The sequence below is a fragment of the Collinsella aerofaciens genome, from assembly GCF_018785265.1.
GTDB classification, from domain to species: Bacteria; Actinomycetota; Coriobacteriia; order Coriobacteriales; family Coriobacteriaceae; genus Collinsella; species Collinsella aerofaciens_AI.
Genome location: NZ_WQPK01000041.1, coordinates 119866 through 140611, shown reverse-complemented (window position 1 = coordinate 140611; position 20746 = coordinate 119866). Strand labels below are relative to the sequence as shown.

The 20746-nt window shown below is 58.9% G+C and carries 12 protein-coding genes; 10 read left to right on the top strand and 2 right to left on the bottom strand.

What is annotated here, in order from left to right; translation table 11 throughout:
• The first annotated feature begins 462 nt into the window (after positions 1-462).
• Positions 463-975, top strand: coding sequence for a hypothetical protein (locus GPK42_RS07150; protein ID WP_055285364.1), 513 nt, complete (start codon positions 463-465; stop codon positions 973-975).
• On the opposite strand, the gene GPK42_RS07145 is transcribed toward GPK42_RS07150, so the two are convergent.
• Entirely contained in the window at positions 956-1870 is a 915-nt protein-coding gene (locus tag GPK42_RS07145) for a hypothetical protein (protein WP_215694526.1), read from the bottom strand. The genes GPK42_RS07150 and GPK42_RS07145 overlap by 20 nt on opposite strands.
• A gap of 88 nt (positions 1871-1958) precedes the next feature.
• Here GPK42_RS07145 and GPK42_RS07140 point away from each other — a divergent pair, with 88 nt between their 5' ends.
• The gene (locus tag GPK42_RS07140; RefSeq protein WP_055285362.1) at positions 1959-2294 is read left to right on the top strand and encodes a hypothetical protein; all 336 of its coding nucleotides are present in this window, start codon (positions 1959-1961) and stop codon (positions 2292-2294) included.
• 622 nt (positions 2295-2916) lie between these two features.
• Here GPK42_RS07140 and GPK42_RS07135 read toward each other — a convergent pair.
• On the bottom strand, positions 2917-4584 hold the full coding sequence (locus GPK42_RS07135) for an RNA-binding domain-containing protein (RefSeq protein WP_215694524.1): 1668 nt from the start codon (positions 4582-4584) through the stop codon (positions 2917-2919).
• 673 nt (positions 4585-5257) lie between these two features.
• Between GPK42_RS07135 and bilR the strand changes: the two genes are divergently transcribed.
• From bilR to GPK42_RS07095, 8 genes are all read left to right on the top strand, one after another.
• The gene (gene bilR, locus GPK42_RS07130) at positions 5258-7288 is read left to right on the top strand and encodes a bilirubin reductase, long form (protein WP_195569190.1); all 2031 of its coding nucleotides are present in this window, start codon (positions 5258-5260) and stop codon (positions 7286-7288) included.
• Positions 7289-7737: 449 nt separating this feature from the next.
• The gene (locus GPK42_RS07125) at positions 7738-8133 is read left to right on the top strand and encodes a helix-turn-helix domain-containing protein (protein WP_215694520.1); all 396 of its coding nucleotides are present in this window, start codon (positions 7738-7740) and stop codon (positions 8131-8133) included.
• Positions 8134-8313: 180 nt separating this feature from the next.
• On the top strand, positions 8314-11196 hold the full coding sequence (locus tag GPK42_RS07120; protein WP_215694518.1) for a proton-conducting transporter transmembrane domain-containing protein: 2883 nt from the start codon (positions 8314-8316) through the stop codon (positions 11194-11196).
• Positions 11197-11208: 12 nt separating this feature from the next.
• The gene (locus GPK42_RS07115) at positions 11209-11793 is read left to right on the top strand and encodes an NADH-quinone oxidoreductase subunit B family protein (RefSeq protein ID WP_215694516.1); all 585 of its coding nucleotides are present in this window, start codon (positions 11209-11211) and stop codon (positions 11791-11793) included.
• Positions 11793-12512 carry an NADH-quinone oxidoreductase subunit C gene (locus GPK42_RS07110; RefSeq protein ID WP_215694514.1) on the top strand — a complete coding sequence of 240 codons (720 nt, stop codon included), beginning with the start codon at positions 11793-11795 and terminating at the stop codon, positions 12510-12512. Before GPK42_RS07115 ends, GPK42_RS07110 begins: the two co-directional genes overlap by 1 nt.
• 5 nt (positions 12513-12517) lie before the next feature.
• Positions 12518-13606, top strand: a complete 1089-nt coding sequence (locus GPK42_RS07105; protein WP_215694512.1) for a hydrogenase large subunit — start codon at positions 12518-12520, stop codon at positions 13604-13606.
• A 7-nt stretch (positions 13607-13613) separates the two neighbouring features.
• Positions 13614-13955 carry a 4Fe-4S dicluster domain-containing protein gene (locus GPK42_RS07100; RefSeq protein WP_215694510.1) on the top strand — a complete coding sequence of 114 codons (342 nt, stop codon included), beginning with the start codon at positions 13614-13616 and terminating at the stop codon, positions 13953-13955.
• Between the two features lie 206 nt (positions 13956-14161).
• Positions 14162-20734 (top strand): Spy0128 family protein, encoded by a 6573-nt coding sequence (locus tag GPK42_RS07095; protein ID WP_215694508.1) that lies wholly within the window; start codon positions 14162-14164, stop codon positions 20732-20734.
• The last annotated feature ends 12 nt before the right edge of the window (positions 20735-20746 follow it).

Here is a 20746-nt window from a genome sequence, read left to right as displayed (position 1 = left end):
GGAAAGTCATAGATGCGGGCGTGTTGGCTAAAATGGGTCGGCCGGGATTGGTCAATCTCGGCCGACTATATTTGGCTAAAATAATCCGACGCTAACAGCATGGCATTGATTCAAGCATTTTATCAAAATATATTAATCTACCTGCGCATATAACGGTATCAAAGAGCTTCAAAAGGTGTCGATAAACATCGATATTCTGTTCTCATGACCCGAAGGTCGTAGGTTCAAATCCTGCCCCCGCGACCAAGACTTTTGTAGCCAGGAAGCTTAACGGCTTCGGCTTATAGGACAAAAAGTGTGTCCGCTTTGGGGGCATCGGCGCAGGTCGATGCCCCTTTTTCAGCCGTTTAAAATCCGCGCCCGCTTTTTACCGCTCGGACAGAATGTGTGTCCGGTTGCCTATCGTTCTCGCGGGTAGATAACCTTTTCCGGAACCGTAAAACCCTTTCGGAAGAGGTACCCATGAAGGCCGTTTATTGCCCCTACTGCGGCGGTCGGACCAAGCGCAACGGCAGGACGTCTTCGGGCTACTGCGCGTGGAAGTCGCGCCCGCCGAGCGCGAGCTTTGCGGCGGACATGGTCACGTTCTCGTATTTAAACCCGAACTACCTGCCCTACTCGTGCACGAACCTTGCAGGCATTTCCGGCCTAGGGAACCTCTTGGGCGTGCGGTCGATGGGCTACGCGTTCTCGTCGTGCACCTTCGCAACCATCGACTTCCGGGGCATCGACCCGTCCAGGCTCACGAATCTGTTCTGCACGTTCTTGGGGTATTCATACCTGACGATGATTTACGCGGACGCGACATGGGCACTGCCAACGAGCGGCATCACGGGTTCGCAGTGGTTCTATTCCTGCTCCACGTCGCTCGTCGGCGGCAACGGGACCGTGTGGGCAAGTAGTAAGACGGCCTGCTCGTACCTGTGCGCCGAGGTGGCTGGTACGCTTGGGTACATCATGGCTTCTCAGCAATGAGTTTGGCCTTGGCCACTATATCGGTATTGGCCATATCTGAGAACATTTCGTCGACGAGCCGAACGTAGAACTCGTAGGCTTCGTAGCGAGATGCTTTCAGAGCGCCTTCGGCTTCCCTCAAACGCAGCCCAGCATCTCTCGCTTGCGCTTTTCTTGCCATCTGCTGCATGACTGGTTCGTCACCGCCTTTGGAATCATCACCTCTCTGCAGTTTCGCCACCTCCGCATCAAGGCGCGTCATCAATAACTCGTATTCACTCTCACCAACATTTGAGAGGCTGATCAGCAAGTCTTTGAAAGTTCTGGCAGTGAGCATGCGATTTAGAGCTGCCCTGCAAGCATTAAGTTCTGCGTTGGCTTTTTCGACCATATCCTGGGCAATGAAGGCACTCCCTGCAGATGGCTTCTCATTCTCCAGCGTGGTCTTTCCAAGCGGCCACTCTACGCTTGCCTTCCCCGTGATGCTTTTAAGTGCGGTGACTGCCCTGCTCTCCAATCCAACGATGTCGGCGACATCTTGGAGCTCGTACGAATCGCAGTCCGTTTCGCCGATTAGATAGCCGATTGGTTTTCCGAAGAAATCGGCAAGTTCGACCAAATCAGTCCAATTCGGGAAATGGTCTCCCTTGAGGAAGTGGCTAATCCTTCGCGCTATGGCCTTGCACGCCTGGTCCGTCTTCTTTACGCATTGAGCATCGATGCTCGATTGGTTTTCTCCTCCGTAACGCCTTTCGTACATGAGCCTCGCGAGCTCGATTTGCGAGAGGCCAACTCTACCGTCCGTATTGACGAAACTCCGCATTAAGCTTGCAAGTCGTTCTGGAAGCACATCTTCTGGCTTATAACGGCGGACATACATTGTCTGAATACCCTTTCTAAATAGCGCAGCAGACATATCTTAGACATTTACTGTTTACTTGTGCAGTTGCATTATTGACCCAAGTAATCAAGTAGCCAGCGGGCGGTCGAGTTAGGAGGACACGATGACGGATTGGGACTACGCGCAGCTGTCACATATTGCAAAGGAGTCGGGCGGACCAAGGGCGCTTATCGCAAACATCAGAAATGGGGGAATTGCCACAGGAAGGTGGCAGGGTTGCATTGTTGGATCTGCTGTAACGCTTGCCATAGGGAGTATGGGTTTGTGCCTGTATAACAGGCACCAGAAGAAGCTGGCGCTTGCCAACGAGAGCGCCGAAATCCTTGAGTCGAACATCGAAGCCTACGATGCCATCCAAGCGGAGGGGGCCACGGGCGCAGCCGATGAAGACGAGCAGAGTATTCGGGATGAAGGACTAGGTGTCGAAGCCGCCGTTTAACGACGAGCAATATTGCTAGCCAATTCAACGATATAAACCTAGAAGGGTCGAGCCCCCGGCACAGCGCCGAGGGCTCGCTTTCGTTGCGGATTGATTACACTGGGCGGTCTTGAGCTCCCGATACGTCGGGCCGCCCTTGCTGATGTTTACTTAAAAGTGGTCCGAATGGTCAAGCTAGCGTACTGGACAAGGATCTTCGAAAAACGCTTCGAGCTGACGGCGGCGCCCTTTGATGCTAAAAGGCATCGGGCCTGCGTTTCTATAAGGCCGGCCACCCAATTAAGAGCCATCAGGACGCATGGCTGCGGTACATCGAGGGGCGGCTTGGATGGGCTATCGAGATGAAAAAGATCGTTGCGGAGATCGGGTTTTAAAAACGCTTCGGCAATTTACTGGCTTATAGGACACACTTTTTGTAGCTTTCAACTATGAGTCGACTGTTTTCCGACTACAAAACGCGGGGATGCCATCGAAAAGGACACTTGCGGTATCCAGAGTCGGGTAGGGATGGATGCCGCAAGTAGAGAGTCCAATATTAGATGATGCGCCCGGTAAGGTACCCAGACGCATCGCGGTCGGTCTGTTGGAAGCCGTGCGTCTGACGGTGAGATCCATCACGATGTTACAGGGCATGCCATCTTGCGGTCTTTCCCGTTCCGTCGCTATCGATGGTCTTGTCTACCTTCTTCATCTTCGCTAACAGGTTCGACACCTTCTTGGCCTTTTGCGCGTCGGTAAGGCCCGAGGGGAGAAGATCGTTGATGAGGGCGGTGATTTTCGCACGTGGTGCGGGCCCCGTTTCTGAGAGCATCTGAATGACAAACGCCTTGCAGGCCTCTTCATTGAGGCCTTTGCTGCGCGTGTAAGACACCTCCTGCCCCGTCTTCGAGGCAAGGGCGTTCGTGATGGAGATATGGGGGTACCTGCCTTCGATAAGCTTGAGTCGATGCAGCTCTGCGGCCTCCTCGTTCGTGATTTCCTCGCCTTTTTGAACCTTGTCCAAAAGGTAGACGACGTCCATCGGAAGGTCCGGTTTAGCATAGAGTAGCCTGCTGTAGCTCTCATTGATGGTCTTACCGTAGACGCTTACGCGCACGCGGGTTGGATCCGAAAGGTCGTAGGTGGGTAGGGGGAAGTATCGCTTTCTCTGCATCTGGAATACTTTGGGGATTCCCATGGCGATGGTGTCAATCATGTCCATCTGCACCATCGCCTCGGAAAGGAAGGGGTTGCGGTAGTAGCTTGGCTTAAAACCCGGCCGCATCGCATTTTCGATTGTCTCCGGAATGAAGGACCCTTCGTTTAGGAACACGAGGTGATCCTCGAATTCCTCGACATTGATTCGCCCCTGCATGGAATAGTCCTGATGGGCGATACAGTTGTTCAGGAGCTCTCTGATGATCTCGGGTTCGTACTGGTCAGCCTCAAAGGGAAACAGACTCGCGCCATTTGCGTTGAACCGGTACTTCTCGTTGCGGATTTTCCCGAGTACCTGGTCAATCGCGAGAAGGAAGGGTGGTTTGAAGTGCTCGTAAGAGGTTACCGATCCATTGGAGGCATAGAGAGTCCAGGTGATGCGCGGGCTCATCCCATCGAGCAGACGGGTGGATTCTGGCCTTCCGAGCAGGATGAGTGTCGTCGGGTTGATCTTGCCGTTTCTGGTTAGGTTTGCCATGTCGAGAATCGTGCGGTCATCCATGTCCGCGAACGCCCCGGAATGCCGCCGGTGCTTGGAGAGAAAGAGCTCCACCGCTTTCTTCACGGCTTTGGGGTCGAGGTCCTCGAAGGTTGCTTCTTCGATTTCGAGGGCACTCCAGTCCGGCCTCCGCATTTGGCGTATCTGCTCGTACTTATCGATGGGGAGTGGCCCGAGTGATTCGCCCTCGCGCGCCCATGCCGCATTGTTGAACGCCGTCGGCATGCCTGGCGTTGCGGCGGGGATTTGAAACGCGAGGACGCGTTTGCCGTCAATCCTGAGTTCATGGATCTCTCTCAGGGTGAGGTGGTTGTTCGCGCGGTCCGCAATCTCCTTTTTAAGGGATCGAAGGTTGGCCGGATTTCCTTCTCGGTAAGCGGTTCCGCATGCGACCTTGTCGTTGTCCATACCGAAGATGAGCCAGGCGTCTTGTTTCCCGCGCAGGACCGCTTCGTTACTCAGGGCGGAGAAGTACTTCCCGAGGTTCTTGAAACTGAAGTCGTTTTTCGCTTCCTTGAGCTCGATAACCTCGCTCTCATAGGGCTTCTCGATACGGGCGATGAGTTCAAGGACGTCGTGATCGCTGTAGTACAAGATCGCTCCTAACGGTCTCGTGGCTGATATTTAGTCGTAAGATACGACTAAATATCGAAATTAAAGTCATTTTAGTCCAATCTAACGACTAGAAATAAAGATGTTGGACTGTTTATAGGACTAAATACTGTGGAAGGCACGGCTTTAGTCCAATCGCTGTTTGACGGCCCGCCATATCCATAACCCGGAGGTCGTGGGTTCAAATCCTGCCCCCGCGACCAAGAACTTGCAGCTCGTCGGCCTAGCCGGCGAGCTTTTTTGTTATTTCGGGACCGTGTTTTCGGTCCAATTCTCGGCCTCTCAAACAAAATCTCGATCTGTAACATCTAGACCCGATTTGGGCGGCTAGGTGTTACAGATCGAGATATACCGGTGGGTTGGGCCGTGTTTGTCTAAATCTGTAACACGAGGGACGGATTTTGCCGAGTTGTTGTTATAGATTGAGATTTTCTAGCAAGCGGGTTTGGTTTGTCTCGATCTGTAACAGTAAGACCCAGTTTTGCCGCGTAACTGTTACAGATTGAGATAAACCGACGGGCCGCCCCGCCCATCCCCATCCACCTGCCGCTACCTGCTGTCCGCCGATTTCCGTTGCGCTGCTGTATTCCCATGCCATATCCTCTAGATAACTACGCGGCATCATCGCCGCCGCGCCTACAAGAGAGGAATGTCCATGACCGCACCTGCATCCAAGCTGCTCCAGCCCATTACGGTTGGCCCCCTTGAGCTCAAGAACCGCATTATGTTTCCGCCGCTGACCACCGGCTACGAGGAGCGTGACGGTTCCATCGGCGAGCGCAGCCTGGCTTTTTACGAGCGCTTGGCCCGTGGCGGCGTGAGCTACATCGTCATCGGTGACGTTGCTCCCGTCATGACCGCGAGCCCCACGCCCAAGCTGGCGACCGACGCTCAGATCCCCACGTTTAAGGCGCTGGCCGATGCCGTCCACAAGCACGGCGCCAAGGTCGCGCTGCAGCTGTTCCACCCCGAGTACGATGTGCCCGGTGTCGGCCGCATGGTCATGGGCTCCATGGCTGCCGCCAAGGCCGCGCAGGAGGCCAAGGCCGCCGGCGACGAGGAGACCTTTGCCGCCAAGATGGCCGAGTCCAACGAGATCCGCAACCAGGCCTACGCCAAGCTGCATCACGACATGCAGCACTTTGTGAACGAGGCGAGCGTAGAGCAGCTCACCCAGATCAAGGAGGCTATCGCCGCCTCGGCCGCTCGCGCGCAGCAGGCCGGCATCGACGCCATCGAGGTCCACGGCGACCGCCTGGTGGGTTCGCTGTGCTCGGCCATCCTCAACCAGCGCACCGACGAGTATGGCGGCTCGTTCGAGAACCGCGTTCGCTACGCGCTGGAGGTCGTCGCTGCCATTAAGGAAGCCGCGCCGCAGCTGATGGTGGAGTACAAGCTCCCCGTGATCATGGAGAACCCCGACGGTACGCCGCGCGGCAAGGGCGGCCTGCAGCCCGACGAGGCCTGCGAGTTCGCCAAGCTGCTCGAGGGTGCGGGCATCGACATGATCCAGGTCGCACAGGCCAACCACACAGGCAACATGGGCGACACCATTCCGCCCATGGGCGCCATGCCCTACAACTGGACGCTGCCGGTGGCCGAGCGCGTCAAGGCCCTGGTCTCCGTGCCGGTGGCAACCGTCGGCCGTGTTGTTTCGGTCGAGGCCGGCGAGAAGATTCTGGAAGACGGCGCCGCCGACATCATCGCCTATGGCCGCTCGCTCATGTGCGACCCCGACATTGCGCTGAAGGCCGCCACGGGTGAGCCCATCCGCGAGTGCCTCAACTGCAACAAGGGCTGCGTCGACGCGATTCAAAATCGCAAGTACATCTCGTGCGTGCTCAACGCCGAGAACGGTGACGAGGCGACCATCGCCATCAAGCCGGGCGAGGGCGACAAGAAGATCGCCGTGGTGGGCGGCGGCATCGCCGGCCTGGAGGCCGCACGCGTGGCGGCCAAGCGCGGCTACGACGTGACCGTCTACGAGGCGAGCGATCACTTGGGCGGCCAGATTGTGCTGGCGGCTGCGCCCCCGCGCAAGGACGAGATCATGCGCTCGGTCGAGTACTACGAGAAGATTCTGCCTGGCCTGGGCGTAAAGGTCGAGCTCAACCACGTTGCTAGCCCCGCGGACCTCAACGCCGCCGACGCTGCGATTGTGGCTGTGGGCGCACACGACGTGGTCATCCCCGTTCCGGGTGCCGACTCGGACAAGGTCGTCTCGAGCTGGGACGTGCTGGCCGGCAAGGTGGAGCTCAGCGGCCGCGTCGCCGTCATTGGTGGTGGCCTGGTGGGCACCGAGACTGCCGAGTATCTGCTGCAGCACGGCTGCGAGGTGGCGATCGTGGAGATGCTCGACAAGATTGCCGCGGGCGAGTCCGAGACCATTCTGCCGCTGATTATGAGCGACTTTGCAGAGCACAACGTGGAGCAGCATGTTAAGACCCGCCTGACCGCCATTACCGACGAGGGCGTGGAGGCCATTCGCACCACCGAGGACGGCACCGAGGAGCCGGTGAAGATCGCCTGCGATTACGTGGTGATGGCCGTGGGCTCCAAGGCCAACGCGTTTGACCTGGATGGCGTGACGGTGCCCGTGACCTGCGTGGGCGACTGCTCGGGTGAGCGCACCGCCGACATTGCGAGCGCCATTCGCACGGCGTATCACGCGGCCAACGAGCTGTAGTTGAACATCGCGGCCAGGCGGGGCGGTAGCACGGATCCGTCTCGCCCGGCTGTGTCCCGTCGGGTGTCAACCGGTGCGGGGCCTGCAAGCGCAGCAGGTCCCGCCCTTTTTGTTTTGCTCCGATGAATGGCAATGCGCGGTAATCATGAGGAGTGAGGACGTCTACTGCCTTGCAGATCACTCAAAAATATTGGGGGAGGGGTTAATAACTATATCCTCTATACCAAAGGACATAAAGAGATGCCAATTTTGTTGACAAGCGAATGACGATTAGCTGCGAGTCAGCTACCAGCGTAAATAATCGATAAAGAAATGTCGTAATTTGGTGCCAAATGCCCAGATAACGCCGCGTCTATTTTAATTAACTGCTTTGAGCAAACAGTAAAATGCTACTATCTAACTTGCACGTAAGAAAGCAGATTAACGGCTAAGGCTAAGAAGTGGCAGGTATGTCGGAAGCAACTAGGACTCGCACGCATGCGCCCGAGGTTAGGCAGCGCGCCGTCGAGATCCTCCAAGAGGGGGTCGGTCATCGCGTTCTCGCCGCGGAGCTTGGCATTCCCCAGGCCACGGCTCGTCAGTGGGCCCGCGCGTATGCCGTGGGCGGTGCCGACGCCGTTCTCAATGCCGGTTCGCATCATCACACCTATTCGTACGACGTAAAGCTCGCTGTGGTTAAGGACCGTCTGGAAAACGGCTTGACGGTTCGCGAGGCCATGATCAAGCACAAGATTCCCAGCGAGTCTTCGGTCAAGGCTTGGTGCCGTCAGTACCGCGAGAGCGGTGAGTCCGCACTGGTCGATAAGCCGCGCGGTCGCAAGCCGCGCGTTAAAAAGGCGGAATAGCAAACGGGATGGTGCGCCCACAGGGGCGCATTTTTCTTGCCGCCTCTCTGCTCCAAAGCGGACGTGCCCTTGCCCCGTACGCCTAAAACTCCCCAGTTGACCGAAAACCCGCCGCCGCTACTCATCAATTGAGCTATAACGTTAAACAATTGCAGCGTTTTTGCATGGGGGAGTGATGGTATGACGCTACTGTATTTCCTTACCCTGTTTCCGCTGGTACCGGCGCTGGGCATGCTGCTCGCGCGCGGTGACCGCACCCGCGATGCGGTGGGGCTCATAGGCTCCGGCATTATTATGGCGGTGACAGTTGTAGTCGCCGTCATGTTTTTTGGCACGGGTCCGCAGAGCTTTGAGGTTGCCCCCGGCACCTCGCATGTGCCCTCGATCATCAGTTCCGTTATCGACGTCATCCTGTGCGCCGTCATCCTGTACAACGCGCACAAATATAGGAACGCGCTCACCACGGTGCTCAGCGTAGTCCAGTTGGTGGGCTCGCTCGCCTTTGCAGCCATGACGCTGCCCGCGACCGAAGCCGTCACCGCAACCCCGCTCTACCTGGACTACATGAGCGTGATCATGGTCCTCGCCGTCGGCATCGTCGGCAGCCTTATCTGCGTGTATGCCCTGGGCTACATGAAGGACTTCCAGGCCCACGACGAGCACGAGGCTGCGCTGCGCGGGCAGACCGCGCCCGACCGTCGCCCGCAGTTCCTGGCGCTTATGTTCCTGTTCCTCTCGGCCATGTTCGTCATCGTGACGAGCGATAACCTTGAGTGGCTGTTCTGCGGCTGGGAAATCACCACCGTGTGCTCGTTCCTCATGATTGGCTACACGCGCACGCCCGAGGCCATCAAGAACGCCTTCACCCAGATCATCCTCAACATGCTGGGCGGCATCGCGTTTTTGGCCGGACTCATGTACCTGCACGTTAACGGCATGCCGCTGACCATCTCGGGCATGATCGAGCTTTCCGGCGCCGGAACCGCGCAATCCGCGCTGCTGGTGATGCCGGTCGTTCTGCTGTCGCTCGCCGCCCTTACCAAGGCCGCGCAGATGCCGTTCCATACCTGGCTGCTCGGCGCCATGGTTGCCCCCACGCCCACGAGCGCCCTGCTGCATTCGTCCACCATGGTCAAAGCCGGCGTGTTCCTAATGGTCAAGCTGAGCCCGCTCTATGCCATCTATCCCGTGACCGGCTTTATGGTTACGAGTGTGGGTGCCATCACGTTTTTGCTCGCGGCCCTCATGGCCATCTCGCAGAGCAATGCCAAGCGCGTGCTCGCGTTCTCCACCATTTCCAACTTGGGCCTCATCAGCGCCTGCCTGGGTGTCGGCGCGCCCGAGGCCGTATGGGCGGCCATCTTCCTGATCCTGTTCCACACGGTGGCCAAGTCGCTGCTGTTCCTGTGCGTGGGCACGGCCGAGCATCATATCGGCAGCCGCGATATCGAGGACATGGACGGTATGTTCAGCCGCATGCCGCACCTGACGCGCCTGATGATGCTGGGCATCATGGGCATGTTCGTGGCGCCGTTTGGCATGCTCGTGTCCAAGTGGGGCGCTCTGGTGGCGTTCGCGCAGACCGGCAACGTGCTCATGATCATGGTGCTTGCCTTTGGCTCGGCCGCGACGTTCTTCTTCTGGGGCAAGTGGCTTGCCAAGCTTTCGGGTGTCGACCCCACGGCTCAAAACGTTGAGGTCAATGTCCATAAGACCGAATGGATGGCCCTCAACACCATCGCCGCGCTGCTGATTCTGTGCTGCGTGGCGTTCCCGGTTATCTCGAGCGGTCTGGTGTCGCCTTACTTGGCCATGGTGTTTGGCCGCGTGCCGTACGTTATTGGCAAGGACGCCATGTACCTGATGGTGGTTATCGTGGCGTTTATCGCCGTGGTGCTGCTGACTTCATTCCGAGTGAGCAACAAACCGCATGTAAACGTATATCTTTCGGGCGTGGGAACCGACAAATATCGCCATTTCCGCGGCTCGATGGGGCACGAGGTGAAGGCCGAAAAGCGCAATTGGTACTCGGAGGACGCCCTTGGCGAGAAGCGTATTGGCCCCGCGGGTAGCGTCGTGTGCTGCAGCATCATCTTGTTTGCGCTGCTGTGTTGCGCGTGGATTGGGCCCGAGAGACTTGCCATGAGCGCGCCCTCGGTGCTGCGCGGCAAGTATTTCGAGGGTTCGGGCGTCGTGGGCATTTTTATTGGCACCGTGGCGTTTGCCTTGCTGGCGCCGTTTGTGGGTGGCCTGATCGACGGCGTTGACCGTAAGCTTTCGGCCCGCATGCAGGGCCGCGTGGGCCCGCGCCTGCTGCAGCCTTTCTACGACGTTGCCAAGCTCCTGCGCAAAGCCCCTGCCAGCGTAAACACCATGGACGATACCTACATGGCGTGCGCGCTCATCTTTACCGTCGTTGGCGGCGGCATCTTTGTGTCGGGCTCCAACACGCTGCTGTGCGCTTTTATGGTGACGCTCGCCGCGATCTTTGTGGTGCTGGCGTCCGCCTCGACGCAAAGTCCGTTTGCCCAGGTCGGCGCCGACCGTGAGCTGCTGCAGGTCATGAGTTACGAGCCCGCCGTTCTGCTGATGAGCGTGGGCCTGTACCTTGCCACCGACAGCTTCGATTCCATTGCCGTGACGGGGCAGTCGGCCCCCATCGTCGTGTACAGCGCGCCCATTTTCCTCGCGCTGCTCGCGGTGCTTACCATCAAGCTGCGCAAGTCGCCGTTTGACCTTTCGTACTCGCATCACGCGCATCAGGAGATTGTCCAGGGCGTCGCCACCGAGATGAGCGGCGGCACGCTGGCCAAGATGACCCTTATGCACTGGTGCGAGACCGTGCTGTTTTTGATGTGGGTGGGCATGTTCTTTGTTTGGGACAACCCGGTGAGCTGGGTTGTAGCCCTGGTCGTGATGGCCGCGACGTATTTTGTCGAGGTCCTGATCGACAACACCTTCGCGCGCAGCACCTGGCGCAGCTGCTTTAGGCTCGGATGGGGCGTGGCGCTGGTGTTTGGCCTGCTCAACCTTATGCCCATCCTCGTCGACGTGTTTATTTAGGAGGCGGCATCCATGGATCATAAAATGTCGCGCTCGCCGTGGGTTATTCATTACGACGGTTCGAGCTGCAACGGATGCGATATCGAGGTGCTGGCCTCGCTCACGCCGCTGTTCGATGCGGAGCGCTTTGGCGTGGTCAACACCGGCAACCCCAAGCATGCGGATATCTTTTTGGTGACGGGGTCGGTCAATGCCCAGAACCTGCCCGTCGTGCGCCAGATCTACAACCAGATGCTCGAGCCCAAGTGCGTGGTGGCCTGCGGCATCTGCGCGTGTTCGGGCGGCGTGTTCCGCGATGCCTACAACGTGATCGGCGGCGTGGACCGCGCGATTCCCGTGGATGTGTACGCGCCCGGGTGCGCCATTCGCCCCGAGACCGTGATCGATGCCATCGTGGAGGCGTGCGGCATCCTGGACCAGAAAGAGGCCGTGATGCGCGCCGGTGGCGATCCGCTCACCGTGGGCGGTGCCGCAACCTGGGACGGTGGCGTTGAGCTGGGCGAGGACGGGTTTGTAGCTGCGGCTGAGGCCGGCGACGCGCCCGCCGCTGGCGACACACCTGCTGAGACGCCTGCCGCTGCAAAGGAGGCCGAGTAATGCAAAAGGCTATCTATACCACCGTCGGGATCGACGAGCTCCTGTCGCATGTCCAGGCGCTCAAGGGCGTCGGCGCGCGCTTTGTGCAAATGCACGCCGAGCGCAACGTCGACGACGGCACGTATCGCCTGGTCTATACGTTTATCAACGTTCGTGTTGCTCAGGAACATATTGCGCAGGACGGCAGCTATGCGATCGAGAACCTGGTGGTTGAGGGCATCGACCAGTACCAGGAGATTCCGTCCATCAGCTTGTACTATCCGGCGGTATTCCCGTTTGAAAACGAGGCGCACGACCTGTTTGGTCTTGCCATCACCGATATGCAGATTGACTTTAAGGGCTTTTTCTACCAGGTCTCGACTGCCGAACCCATGAGCGTTATCACGCCCGAGGTGAAGGCCGCGCGCGAGAAAGCCATGAAGGTGCGTGCCGCCGCCGAGGCCAAGGCGCGCAAGGCCGCTGCCGAGAAGGCTGCTACTGCCACGGCCGCTGCGGGGGAGGGCACTGCGGGCGCTGGCGATGCTGCGGGCGCTGCCGTCGCTCAGCCCGCTGCGGCTGCCGGCTCCGATGCTCAGCACGATGAAACTGCTGCGAAGGCCGCGCTCAAGGCTGCCGAGATGGAGGCAAAGCTCGCCGCCATGGATCCCGAGAAAGCGGCCAAGGTCCGCGCGGCGCTTGCCGCCAAGGCCGCCCGCGACAAGCAGAAAAAGGAGGCGTAAGGTCCATGGCACATCGCTCCGTTATTCCGTTTGGCCCGCAGCACCCGGTGCTGCCCGAGCCGCTTCATCTGGACCTGGTGATCGAGGACGACCGCGTCATCGAGGCAATTCCGCAGATCGGCTTTGTTCACCGCGGACTCGAGAAGCTCACCGAAAAGCGCGATATGCACCAGTTTGGCTACATCGCTGAGCGCATCTGTGGCATTTGCGCCGTGGGTCACAGCTATGGCTATGCCAGCGCCTGCGAGCGCATGCTCGACATCGAGGTGCCCGGCCGCGTGCAGTATATCCGCACCATTTTGCACGAGCTTTCGCGTATTCATTCGCACCTGTTGTGGCTGGGTCTGCTCGCCGACGCCTTTGGCTTCGAGGCACTGTTCTATCGTTCGTGGACGCTGCGCGAGCAGATTCTCAAGATCTTCGAGAGCACCTGCGGCGGGCGCGTGATTCTGTCGATTAACGAGATCGGCGGCCTTAAACACGACATTGAGGACTCCGAACTGGCGGGCATTGTCCAGACGCTCGATGCCATGCGTCCTGACTACGAGGCCTTGGTGCATACGTTTTTGGACGACAATAGCTGCGGCGAGCGCCTGCACGGCGTGGGCGTGATCAGCAAGAAGGACGCGCTGGATCTGTCGATGGTCGGCCCGTTCGGTCGCGCCTCGGGCGTGGATTACGACGTGCGCATGTTTGGCGACGGCGCCTATGCTGATCTGGCCGCGTTTGAGCCTATCGTTGCTAGCGATGGCGACTGCTATGCCCGCTGCCAGGTGCGTTGTGCCGAGGTCACGCAGGCCATGGACATCATCGAGGAGCTTGTGGGCAAGATTCCGCACGACGGTATCGGCGGGCGCACCAAGCTCACGCCGGCCGACGGTGCGCGCGGCGAGGTTGTGATTGAGCAGCCGCGCGGCGAGGCGTATTACTATGTGCGCGGCAGCGGCACCAAGAACCTGGACCGTTTTCGCGTGCGAACGCCGACGTCGCAAAACCTGGCGGGTCTGACGCATGCGCTGCAGGGCGTGCTCCTTGCCAACGTGCCCATGATTATCCTGACCATCGACCCCTGCATTAGCTGCACGGAAAGGTAGGCGCGGCATGAGTTTACTGACATTTGCCAAGACGGCCTTGGGTTCTATGGTCAAGCAGCCGGTAACGGTGTGCTATCCGCAGGAGAAGCTCGCGGTACCCGAGCGCTTGCGCGGACATATCGTTAACGACATGGACGTGTGCATTTGCTGCGGCATGTGCGCGCGTCGCTGCCCGGCGGGCGCGCTCGCGGTCGATCGCAAGGGTGGAACGTGGTCGATCGACCCGTATGCCTGTGTGGTGTGCGGTGAGTGCATCGAGAGCTGCCCCAAGCACTGCCTGACTATGGACACCGCCCGCACCCCAGTTGCAGCGGACAAGACCCCCACGGTAGAAACCAAGCCGGAGTAGCACTGGAATAGGGGCTGGTGGGGCAAAAATGCCCGCCGGCCCTCATTTGCACCCGTTTTCCTGCGAAAACGCCGTGTCTCAACTTTGGTGAGACATTTGTCTCACGCTCAAAACCGAATCTGGAACATGTGTCACCTGCCCTAATTGTGTCTCATTTCGTAACTTTAGGCTGATGCAAGGTTTGAGCCTGCGAGAAGGGAGACGCGATGAGTAAGTACACGAGGGGTCTCTTGGCGGTGATGCTGGCCGTAGTGCTGGTATTGCCGGCTGCAGCATTTGCCATGCTGCCCGAGGCCAACGCCAGGTCCAGCACAGGAATGGACGGACCGACAATGAGCGGAAAGGTCGTCGTCGATCCCGACACCAGCGGACGCTGGGAAATCTGGGCGGCCGGTCACAACGGTAATAAAGTAACGACTCAAAACGTCGGCCGAATCTGGACCGACAAGACGGTCGAGGCAACTGAGGAAAACGAGGAGTCGGATTTTCTGACCACGCTTTCGGCCATGTCCTCGACGTCTAATTCAACCGTGACGGTTACTACGCCGCTCGACATCGTGATGGTGCTGGATGCATCTGGCTCGATGGATGATCCTATGGGTGGCGGAGATCGCACCAAGCGTATCGATGCACTGAAGAACGCTGCGAACAGCTTTATCGATACCATCGCAAAACAAAATGAGAGCATCGAGGGCGTCGATAGGCAGCATAGGGTTGCCATTGTTAAGTTTGCGGGCAAGAAGTCCAACGATATCGGCAACAATATGTATCGCGACGGAGGGTACTCCTACAATTACACCCAGGTTATGAAAGAATTGACCTACTGTTCCGGCAGCAATGTGGATGATCTCAAGAAGAATACAATTAATAAAATTCAGCCTGCCGGCGCCACGCGCGCCGACTATGGCCTAGAGCTGGCCGAGAAAATCACTACCACTTATGGTCGCAAAGACGCCAAGAAGATTATTGTGTTCTTTACCGACGGTACGCCAACAAAGCAAAATAAATTCGATGCGGGTGTCGCCAACGCTGCCGTGACAGCTGCTAAGAATATGAAGGACGGCAAGGCCACCGTTTATACCATCGGCATCTTTGATGGCGCGAACCCCAGTGCTGGTATCCAGGATTCGGGAAAAAGCCAAAAAGAGAACAAGTTCATGCAGGCCGTTTCGAGCAACTACCCCAATGCCACGGCATGGGATACTCATGGCACACGCGCGGAATACTCCGACTACTACAAGTCGGCGACCAATGCAGAAGAACTCAAGAAGGTTTTCGACGACATCTCGCAGGCCATCACATCGGAGGCGCCTTATCCGACCGAAATCCATAAGGGCTACGACGAGACCAAGTCCGGCTACATCACGTTTACCGACGAGCTGGGCGACTTTATGCAGGTCGACAGCTTCACCGAGGTCGTCATCAACGGCACGCCGTTCACCAAGGCGAGCAAGACGGTCAACAAAGAGACCAATACCGACACCTACGAGTTTGCCGGCAAGGCAAAAGACCTGCTCATCACCGTGCAGCGCGCCGGCGATGACAATCCCCAGAAGGGCGATATCGTAACGGTCAATATTCCTGCGTCGTTGATTCCGCTGAGTCACTTTAAGACCGTAGACGGCAAGCTTTCGGTCGACAGCGCTCAGCCTATCCGCGTGAAGTACACCTCGAGCGTGAAGAGCACTGCGCTCGACAACCTGTTTACGCCCGAGAAGGTAACGGGGCTCAAGGATTACATCGAGAACAATACGACCGTTGCCAACGGCGCCAAGACCGTGAATTTCTACGCGAACAAGTGGGCTGCCGGCGATCTGGGCAATACGGTTGCGACCTTTGAGCCGGCCGACACCAACCGCTACTATTACTTCCAGAAGCAGACTCCCATTTACACGGACAAGGACTGCACACAGCCTGCAAAGAATTCACTGGCAGAAACCGGCACCTATTACTACAAGGATGAGTTTGAGGAGCAGGGCGAAAACGGCGAGGCCAAGCCCGCCTCTGCCGTCATCGAGTTTATCGGCGGCGACGCTGCGAAGTTTGACGGCGCTATTGTTGCCGACGAGGACGGCAACCTTTCGTTTAGCGTGGGAACCGCGCGTCTGGCCTTTATCGACGAACTCCATACCACCAAGAAGAGCGTGGGCGGCAACAACACTGGTACCGCGACCGACGTTCTCAACCTCAAGTGGAACAACGTGTCCGCCAAGGCGACCGCGACGCATGTCAATTCCTACCTGGGCAACAACGGCAAGATCAGCTTTAACGTGACGCCGGCAACGGTGGACACCAAGGCTAGCTTTGGTCTGACCAAGGTGCTCGAGGGCCGCGACTGGACGAAGGGGGACACGTTTGAGTTTGGGCTGACGTCCGAGAACGGTGCCCCGATGCCTGCGGCTAGGACTGCGACCGTGCGCAAGGCTGACCTGGACCAGGGCAAGGCTGCCATCGACTTCGGCGAGATCACCTTCAACAAGCCGGGCGAGTACACCTATGAGGTCCGCGAGGTCAAGGGCGACGCCGGCGGCATCACCTACAGCGATAACGTTGCCACGTTCAAAGTGACCGTGACGGTTAAGGCCACGGGTGGGCTTAAGGCTGACGTTGAAAAGATCTCGGGCGAGACCGAGTTCAAGAACACCTATAGCGTGAAGCCTGTCGAGGACCAGATCACCGCGACCAAGGTCCTGGACGGCCGCGACCTCAAGGAGGGTGAGTTCTCCTTCGAGCTCGTCGAGGGCGACAAGGTCGTTGCCAAGGGCACTAACGCTGCCGACGGCACGATTGTCATGGACAAGATCACTTACGACAAGCCCGGCACCCACACCTACACGCTGCGCGAGAAGCTCCCCAACGAGGCGGGGCTGAGCAACGGGATCACGTACGATAAGACGAACTACACCATCAAGACGAGCGTCATCGACAACGGCGACGGTACGCTTAAGGTGACCCATACGCTCGAGGGTCCCGAGACAGCACGCTTTGAGAACAAGTACAACACTGCACCGAACAAGTCCAGCGTTACCGACAAGATCAAGGCGACCAAGGTCCTGACCGGCCGCGACCTCAAGGCCGGCGAGTTCCGTTTCGAGCTCGTCGAGGGCAATAGCGTGGTCGCCACCGGCACCAACAATGCCGACGGCAAGATCGTGATGGACCCCGTCACCTACACCGCGGCTGGCGAGCACACCTACACGCTGCGCGAGACCAAGGCCGACACCACCGAAAACGGCATTACCTACAGCACCGCTGAGTACACCATCGTGACCATCGTCAAGGACAACGGCGACGGCACCCTCAGCGTCGAGCACGAACTGCAGAACGCTAAGAAGGCGATCTTTGAGAACGCCTATAACGTGACGCCCAAGGATTCCAGCGTCACCGACAAGATCAAGGCGACCAAGGTCCTGACCGGGCGCGATCTCAAGGAAGGCGAGTTCTCCTTCGAGCTCGTCGAGGGCGAGGACGCCAAGGTCGTCGCCACCGGCACTAACGCCGCCGACGGCAAGATCACGATGAGCAAGATCACCTACAACGAGCCCGGCAAGCACACCTACACGCTGCGCGAGGTCCCGGGCGACGCCGGCAACGGCATCACCTACGACGGCAAGACCTACACCATCGAGACCGTCGTCAAGGACAACGGCGACGGCACGCTCGGCGTAGAGCACGAGCTGCAGGGCGCCAACGAGGCGAAGTTCAACAACAGCTACAAGCCGAATCCTGACGAGTTCAGCGTCACCGACGAGATCAAGGTCACCAAGGTCCTGACCGGGCGCGACATGGCTGAGGGCGAGTTCTCCTTCGAGCTCGTCGAGGGCGAGGGCAAGGACGCCAAGGTCGTCGCCACCGGCAAGAACGCCGTCGATGGCAAGATCACGATGAGCGCCGTGAAGTACGATAAGGCCGGAACGCACATCTACACACTGCGCGAGGTCAACGGCGGAACCATCAGCAAGGGCGTCACCTACAGTGATGCCAAGTTCACCATCGAGACCACCATCACGGACAACGGCGACGGCACTCTCAAGGCCGAGCATGTCCTGACGGGCACCGAGCCCGCCGAGTTCAAGAACACCTACAGCGTGACCCCGCTCGACGCAGAGCTCGACTTTGACCTGAGCAAGGCCATCGACGGTCGCGACTGGACGGACTCCGACAAGTTCAGCTTTACCATCACCGCTTCCGAGGGCACCCCGCTGCCCGATCCTGCAACCGTGACCGTGAACAAGCACGATGCGAAGGATGGCATCGCTGCCGTCAAGTTCGGCAAGATACGCTACACGGCTGCCGGAACCTACACGTACGAGATCCGCGAGAACGCGGGTAACGCGGCCGGCATGGCGTATGACGGGCATGTCGCGACCGCCGAAGTGACCGTGACTGAGGACGGCGAGGGCAAGCTGACCGCCAATGTCACCAAGAAGGAAAACGGACGCTTCACCAACACGTACCGCACTGAGCTTAACTACACCGCGGCCGGCGGCCTCAAGCTCAGCAAGAGCCTCTCCGGACGTCCTATGACCGAGGGTCAGTTCACGTTTACCGTGACCGCCGACGAGGCCTCAGCCAACGCGCTTGGCCTGCTGCCCGGAGCCAACAACTTCAAGTCCCCTGCGACGGCAGAGGCAACGGTCGGCCTGATTGACATCCTGGCTGGCCATGAGGTCAAGTTTACGCAGGCTGACGCCGGCAAGACCTTCACGTACACCGTAGCCGAGAAGAATGACGGCAAGCCCGGTTACACCTACGACGACGCCGTGCGTACCGTGACGATCGCCGTCGCCGATGACGGTGCCGGTACGCTTACCGCCACGACGACCGTCTCCGGCGGTCCCGAGGGTACGCATACGACGGTCCACAAGAGCGGTGAGAACAAGGTCGAGAGTGCCCTGGTTCCGTTCCACAACAGCTATAGCGCTACGACCAATACGCCTGGTGGTACCGCTGCTCAGGTTGTCGCCACCAAGACCCTGACCGGTCGTCCGATGGCCGACGGCGAGTTCTGGTTCGGCATTGCCTATCAGGGCGAGCTTGTGGGCTACGAAAACCTCAAGCCCAATATCGGCGGGCATGTGAGCTTTGATGCGCTGCACTACGACACCGAGATGCTTGCCAATCTTGAGGCGGCTGGGCTTGCCCATCGTACCGACAAGGACGGTAAGCTCGCTTGGACCATTAACTACACGGCCTACGAAGATTTATTCGGACTGCCGAATGGCGTTTCCGCTACAACGTGGAGCTTTGGCTTTAAGGTTATCGTCGTCGACAACGGTGACGGTACCCTGACGGCAACGGTCGACTACGGTGGCGTCGAGCCCTTGTTCGAGAACGTCTACGGCGCCGACGCCGTGGATGCTGCGCTCACCGGTACTAAGAAGCTCCAGGTTGCCGAGGGCCTGACCCCGGCCGACATCACGGGTAAGTTCACCTTTACCGTGACCGCCGACGAGTCAGGTGCCCCGATGCCCGAGCGCACGACCGTAACCAACGACGCAGTCGGTAACGTGGACTTTGGCAAGATCCACTTTACGCTCGAGGACCTCAACCGCGCTCTGGGCGTGACGGACGATGCGACCGATAAGGCCGAGGCAGACGAAGCTGACGACGTCGATGCTGACGAGGCAGAGGCCGACGCCGACGCTGATGCCAACGCTGACGAGCCCGGCGACGAGTCCGAGCCCGCAGCCCCCACCGCTCCGCGCTCGCACACCTTTACCTACACGGTGGCCGAGTCCGGTAGCGCCCCTGGTGTGACCAACGACGCCAACGCCACGCGCAAGGTTTCCTATACCGTGACTGACGACGGTGCCGGACATCTAAGTGTCGTGCGCGACGGCGATGACGGTGCGGCCTTCACGTTCACCAACACCTATGGCGTGACGCCCACCGATTCTTCCGTGACCGATCAGGTCAAGACGGTCAAGCGTCTGACCGGCCGCGACCTTGCAGCTGGCGAGTTCACGTTTGATCTGCTCGAGGACGACGTGGTTGTCGCAAGCGGCACCAACGACGTCAACGGTAACGTTACGCTGAGCCCGATCCGCTACGAGGCACCCGGTACGCACACGTACACGCTGCGCGAGGCTTGCCCCAACGCGCTCGGCCTGTACAAGGGCGTCACCTATGACGGCACGACCTACACCGTCGTGACCACCGTCTCCGACAATGGTGACGGCACGCTGACCGCGACGCACAAGCTCGAGGGAACTACCGAGTCGGCTGGCTTTACCAACAAGTATCACGCCATGCCTACGCAGGTTTCCATCGGCGCCATCAAGGTGCTCGAGGGACGCGAGCTCAAGAAGGACGAGTTTAGCTTTAAGCTCGTTGGCGAGAACGTAGAGTCTACGGTTACCAACGATGCCGACGGCAAGATCAACTTTGACAAGTTTGAGTACAGCGAGCTCGGTACGTACGTCTATACCATCAGCGAGGTCAAGGGCGACGAGGCCGGTATGACCTACGACAAGTCCGTCTTTACCGCGACCGTCAATGTGGTCGACGACGGCGAGGGCAACCTCAAGGCGAACGTTGCCTTTACCAAGGGCGACAAGAGCGTCGAGGGTATCGTGTTCAACAACACGTACAAGAAGCCCGAGACGCCCGTGCCGACGCCCGATCCCGGCACGCCCAAGACCGTGACGAACATCGTCAAGACGGTCAAGGGTTTCCTGCCCACCACGGGTGACCAGCAGGCCGCTGCACTGCTCATGGCATTCGTCATTGCCATGGCCGGCGTCGGAGCCCTGGTCTGGGGTATCCGTAAGCGCTAGGCACGCTGGCAG

What these genes read in the sequence shown, in the direction of transcription:
- GPK42_RS07115 (WP_215694516.1), top strand. Translation starts at nt 11,209, where the DNA reads ATGGATCATAAAATGTCGCGCTCGCCGTGGGTTATTCATTACGACGGT.
- GPK42_RS07120 (WP_215694518.1), top strand. Translation starts at nt 8,314, where the DNA reads ATGACGCTACTGTATTTCCTTACCCTGTTTCCGCTGGTACCGGCGCTG.
- GPK42_RS07110 (WP_215694514.1), top strand. Translation starts at nt 11,793, where the DNA reads ATGCAAAAGGCTATCTATACCACCGTCGGGATCGACGAGCTCCTGTCG.
- bilR (WP_195569190.1), top strand. Translation starts at nt 5,258, where the DNA reads ATGACCGCACCTGCATCCAAGCTGCTCCAGCCCATTACGGTTGGCCCC.
- GPK42_RS07150 (WP_055285364.1), top strand. Translation starts at nt 463, where the DNA reads ATGAAGGCCGTTTATTGCCCCTACTGCGGCGGTCGGACCAAGCGCAAC.
- GPK42_RS07145 (WP_215694526.1), bottom strand. Translation starts at nt 1,870, where the DNA reads ATGTCTGCTGCGCTATTTAGAAAGGGTATTCAGACAATGTATGTCCGC.
- GPK42_RS07105 (WP_215694512.1), top strand. Translation starts at nt 12,518, where the DNA reads ATGGCACATCGCTCCGTTATTCCGTTTGGCCCGCAGCACCCGGTGCTG.
- GPK42_RS07095 (WP_215694508.1), top strand. Translation starts at nt 14,162, where the DNA reads ATGAGTAAGTACACGAGGGGTCTCTTGGCGGTGATGCTGGCCGTAGTG.
- GPK42_RS07140 (WP_055285362.1), top strand. Translation starts at nt 1,959, where the DNA reads ATGACGGATTGGGACTACGCGCAGCTGTCACATATTGCAAAGGAGTCG.
- GPK42_RS07100 (WP_215694510.1), top strand. Translation starts at nt 13,614, where the DNA reads ATGAGTTTACTGACATTTGCCAAGACGGCCTTGGGTTCTATGGTCAAG.
- GPK42_RS07125 (WP_215694520.1), top strand. Translation starts at nt 7,738, where the DNA reads ATGTCGGAAGCAACTAGGACTCGCACGCATGCGCCCGAGGTTAGGCAG.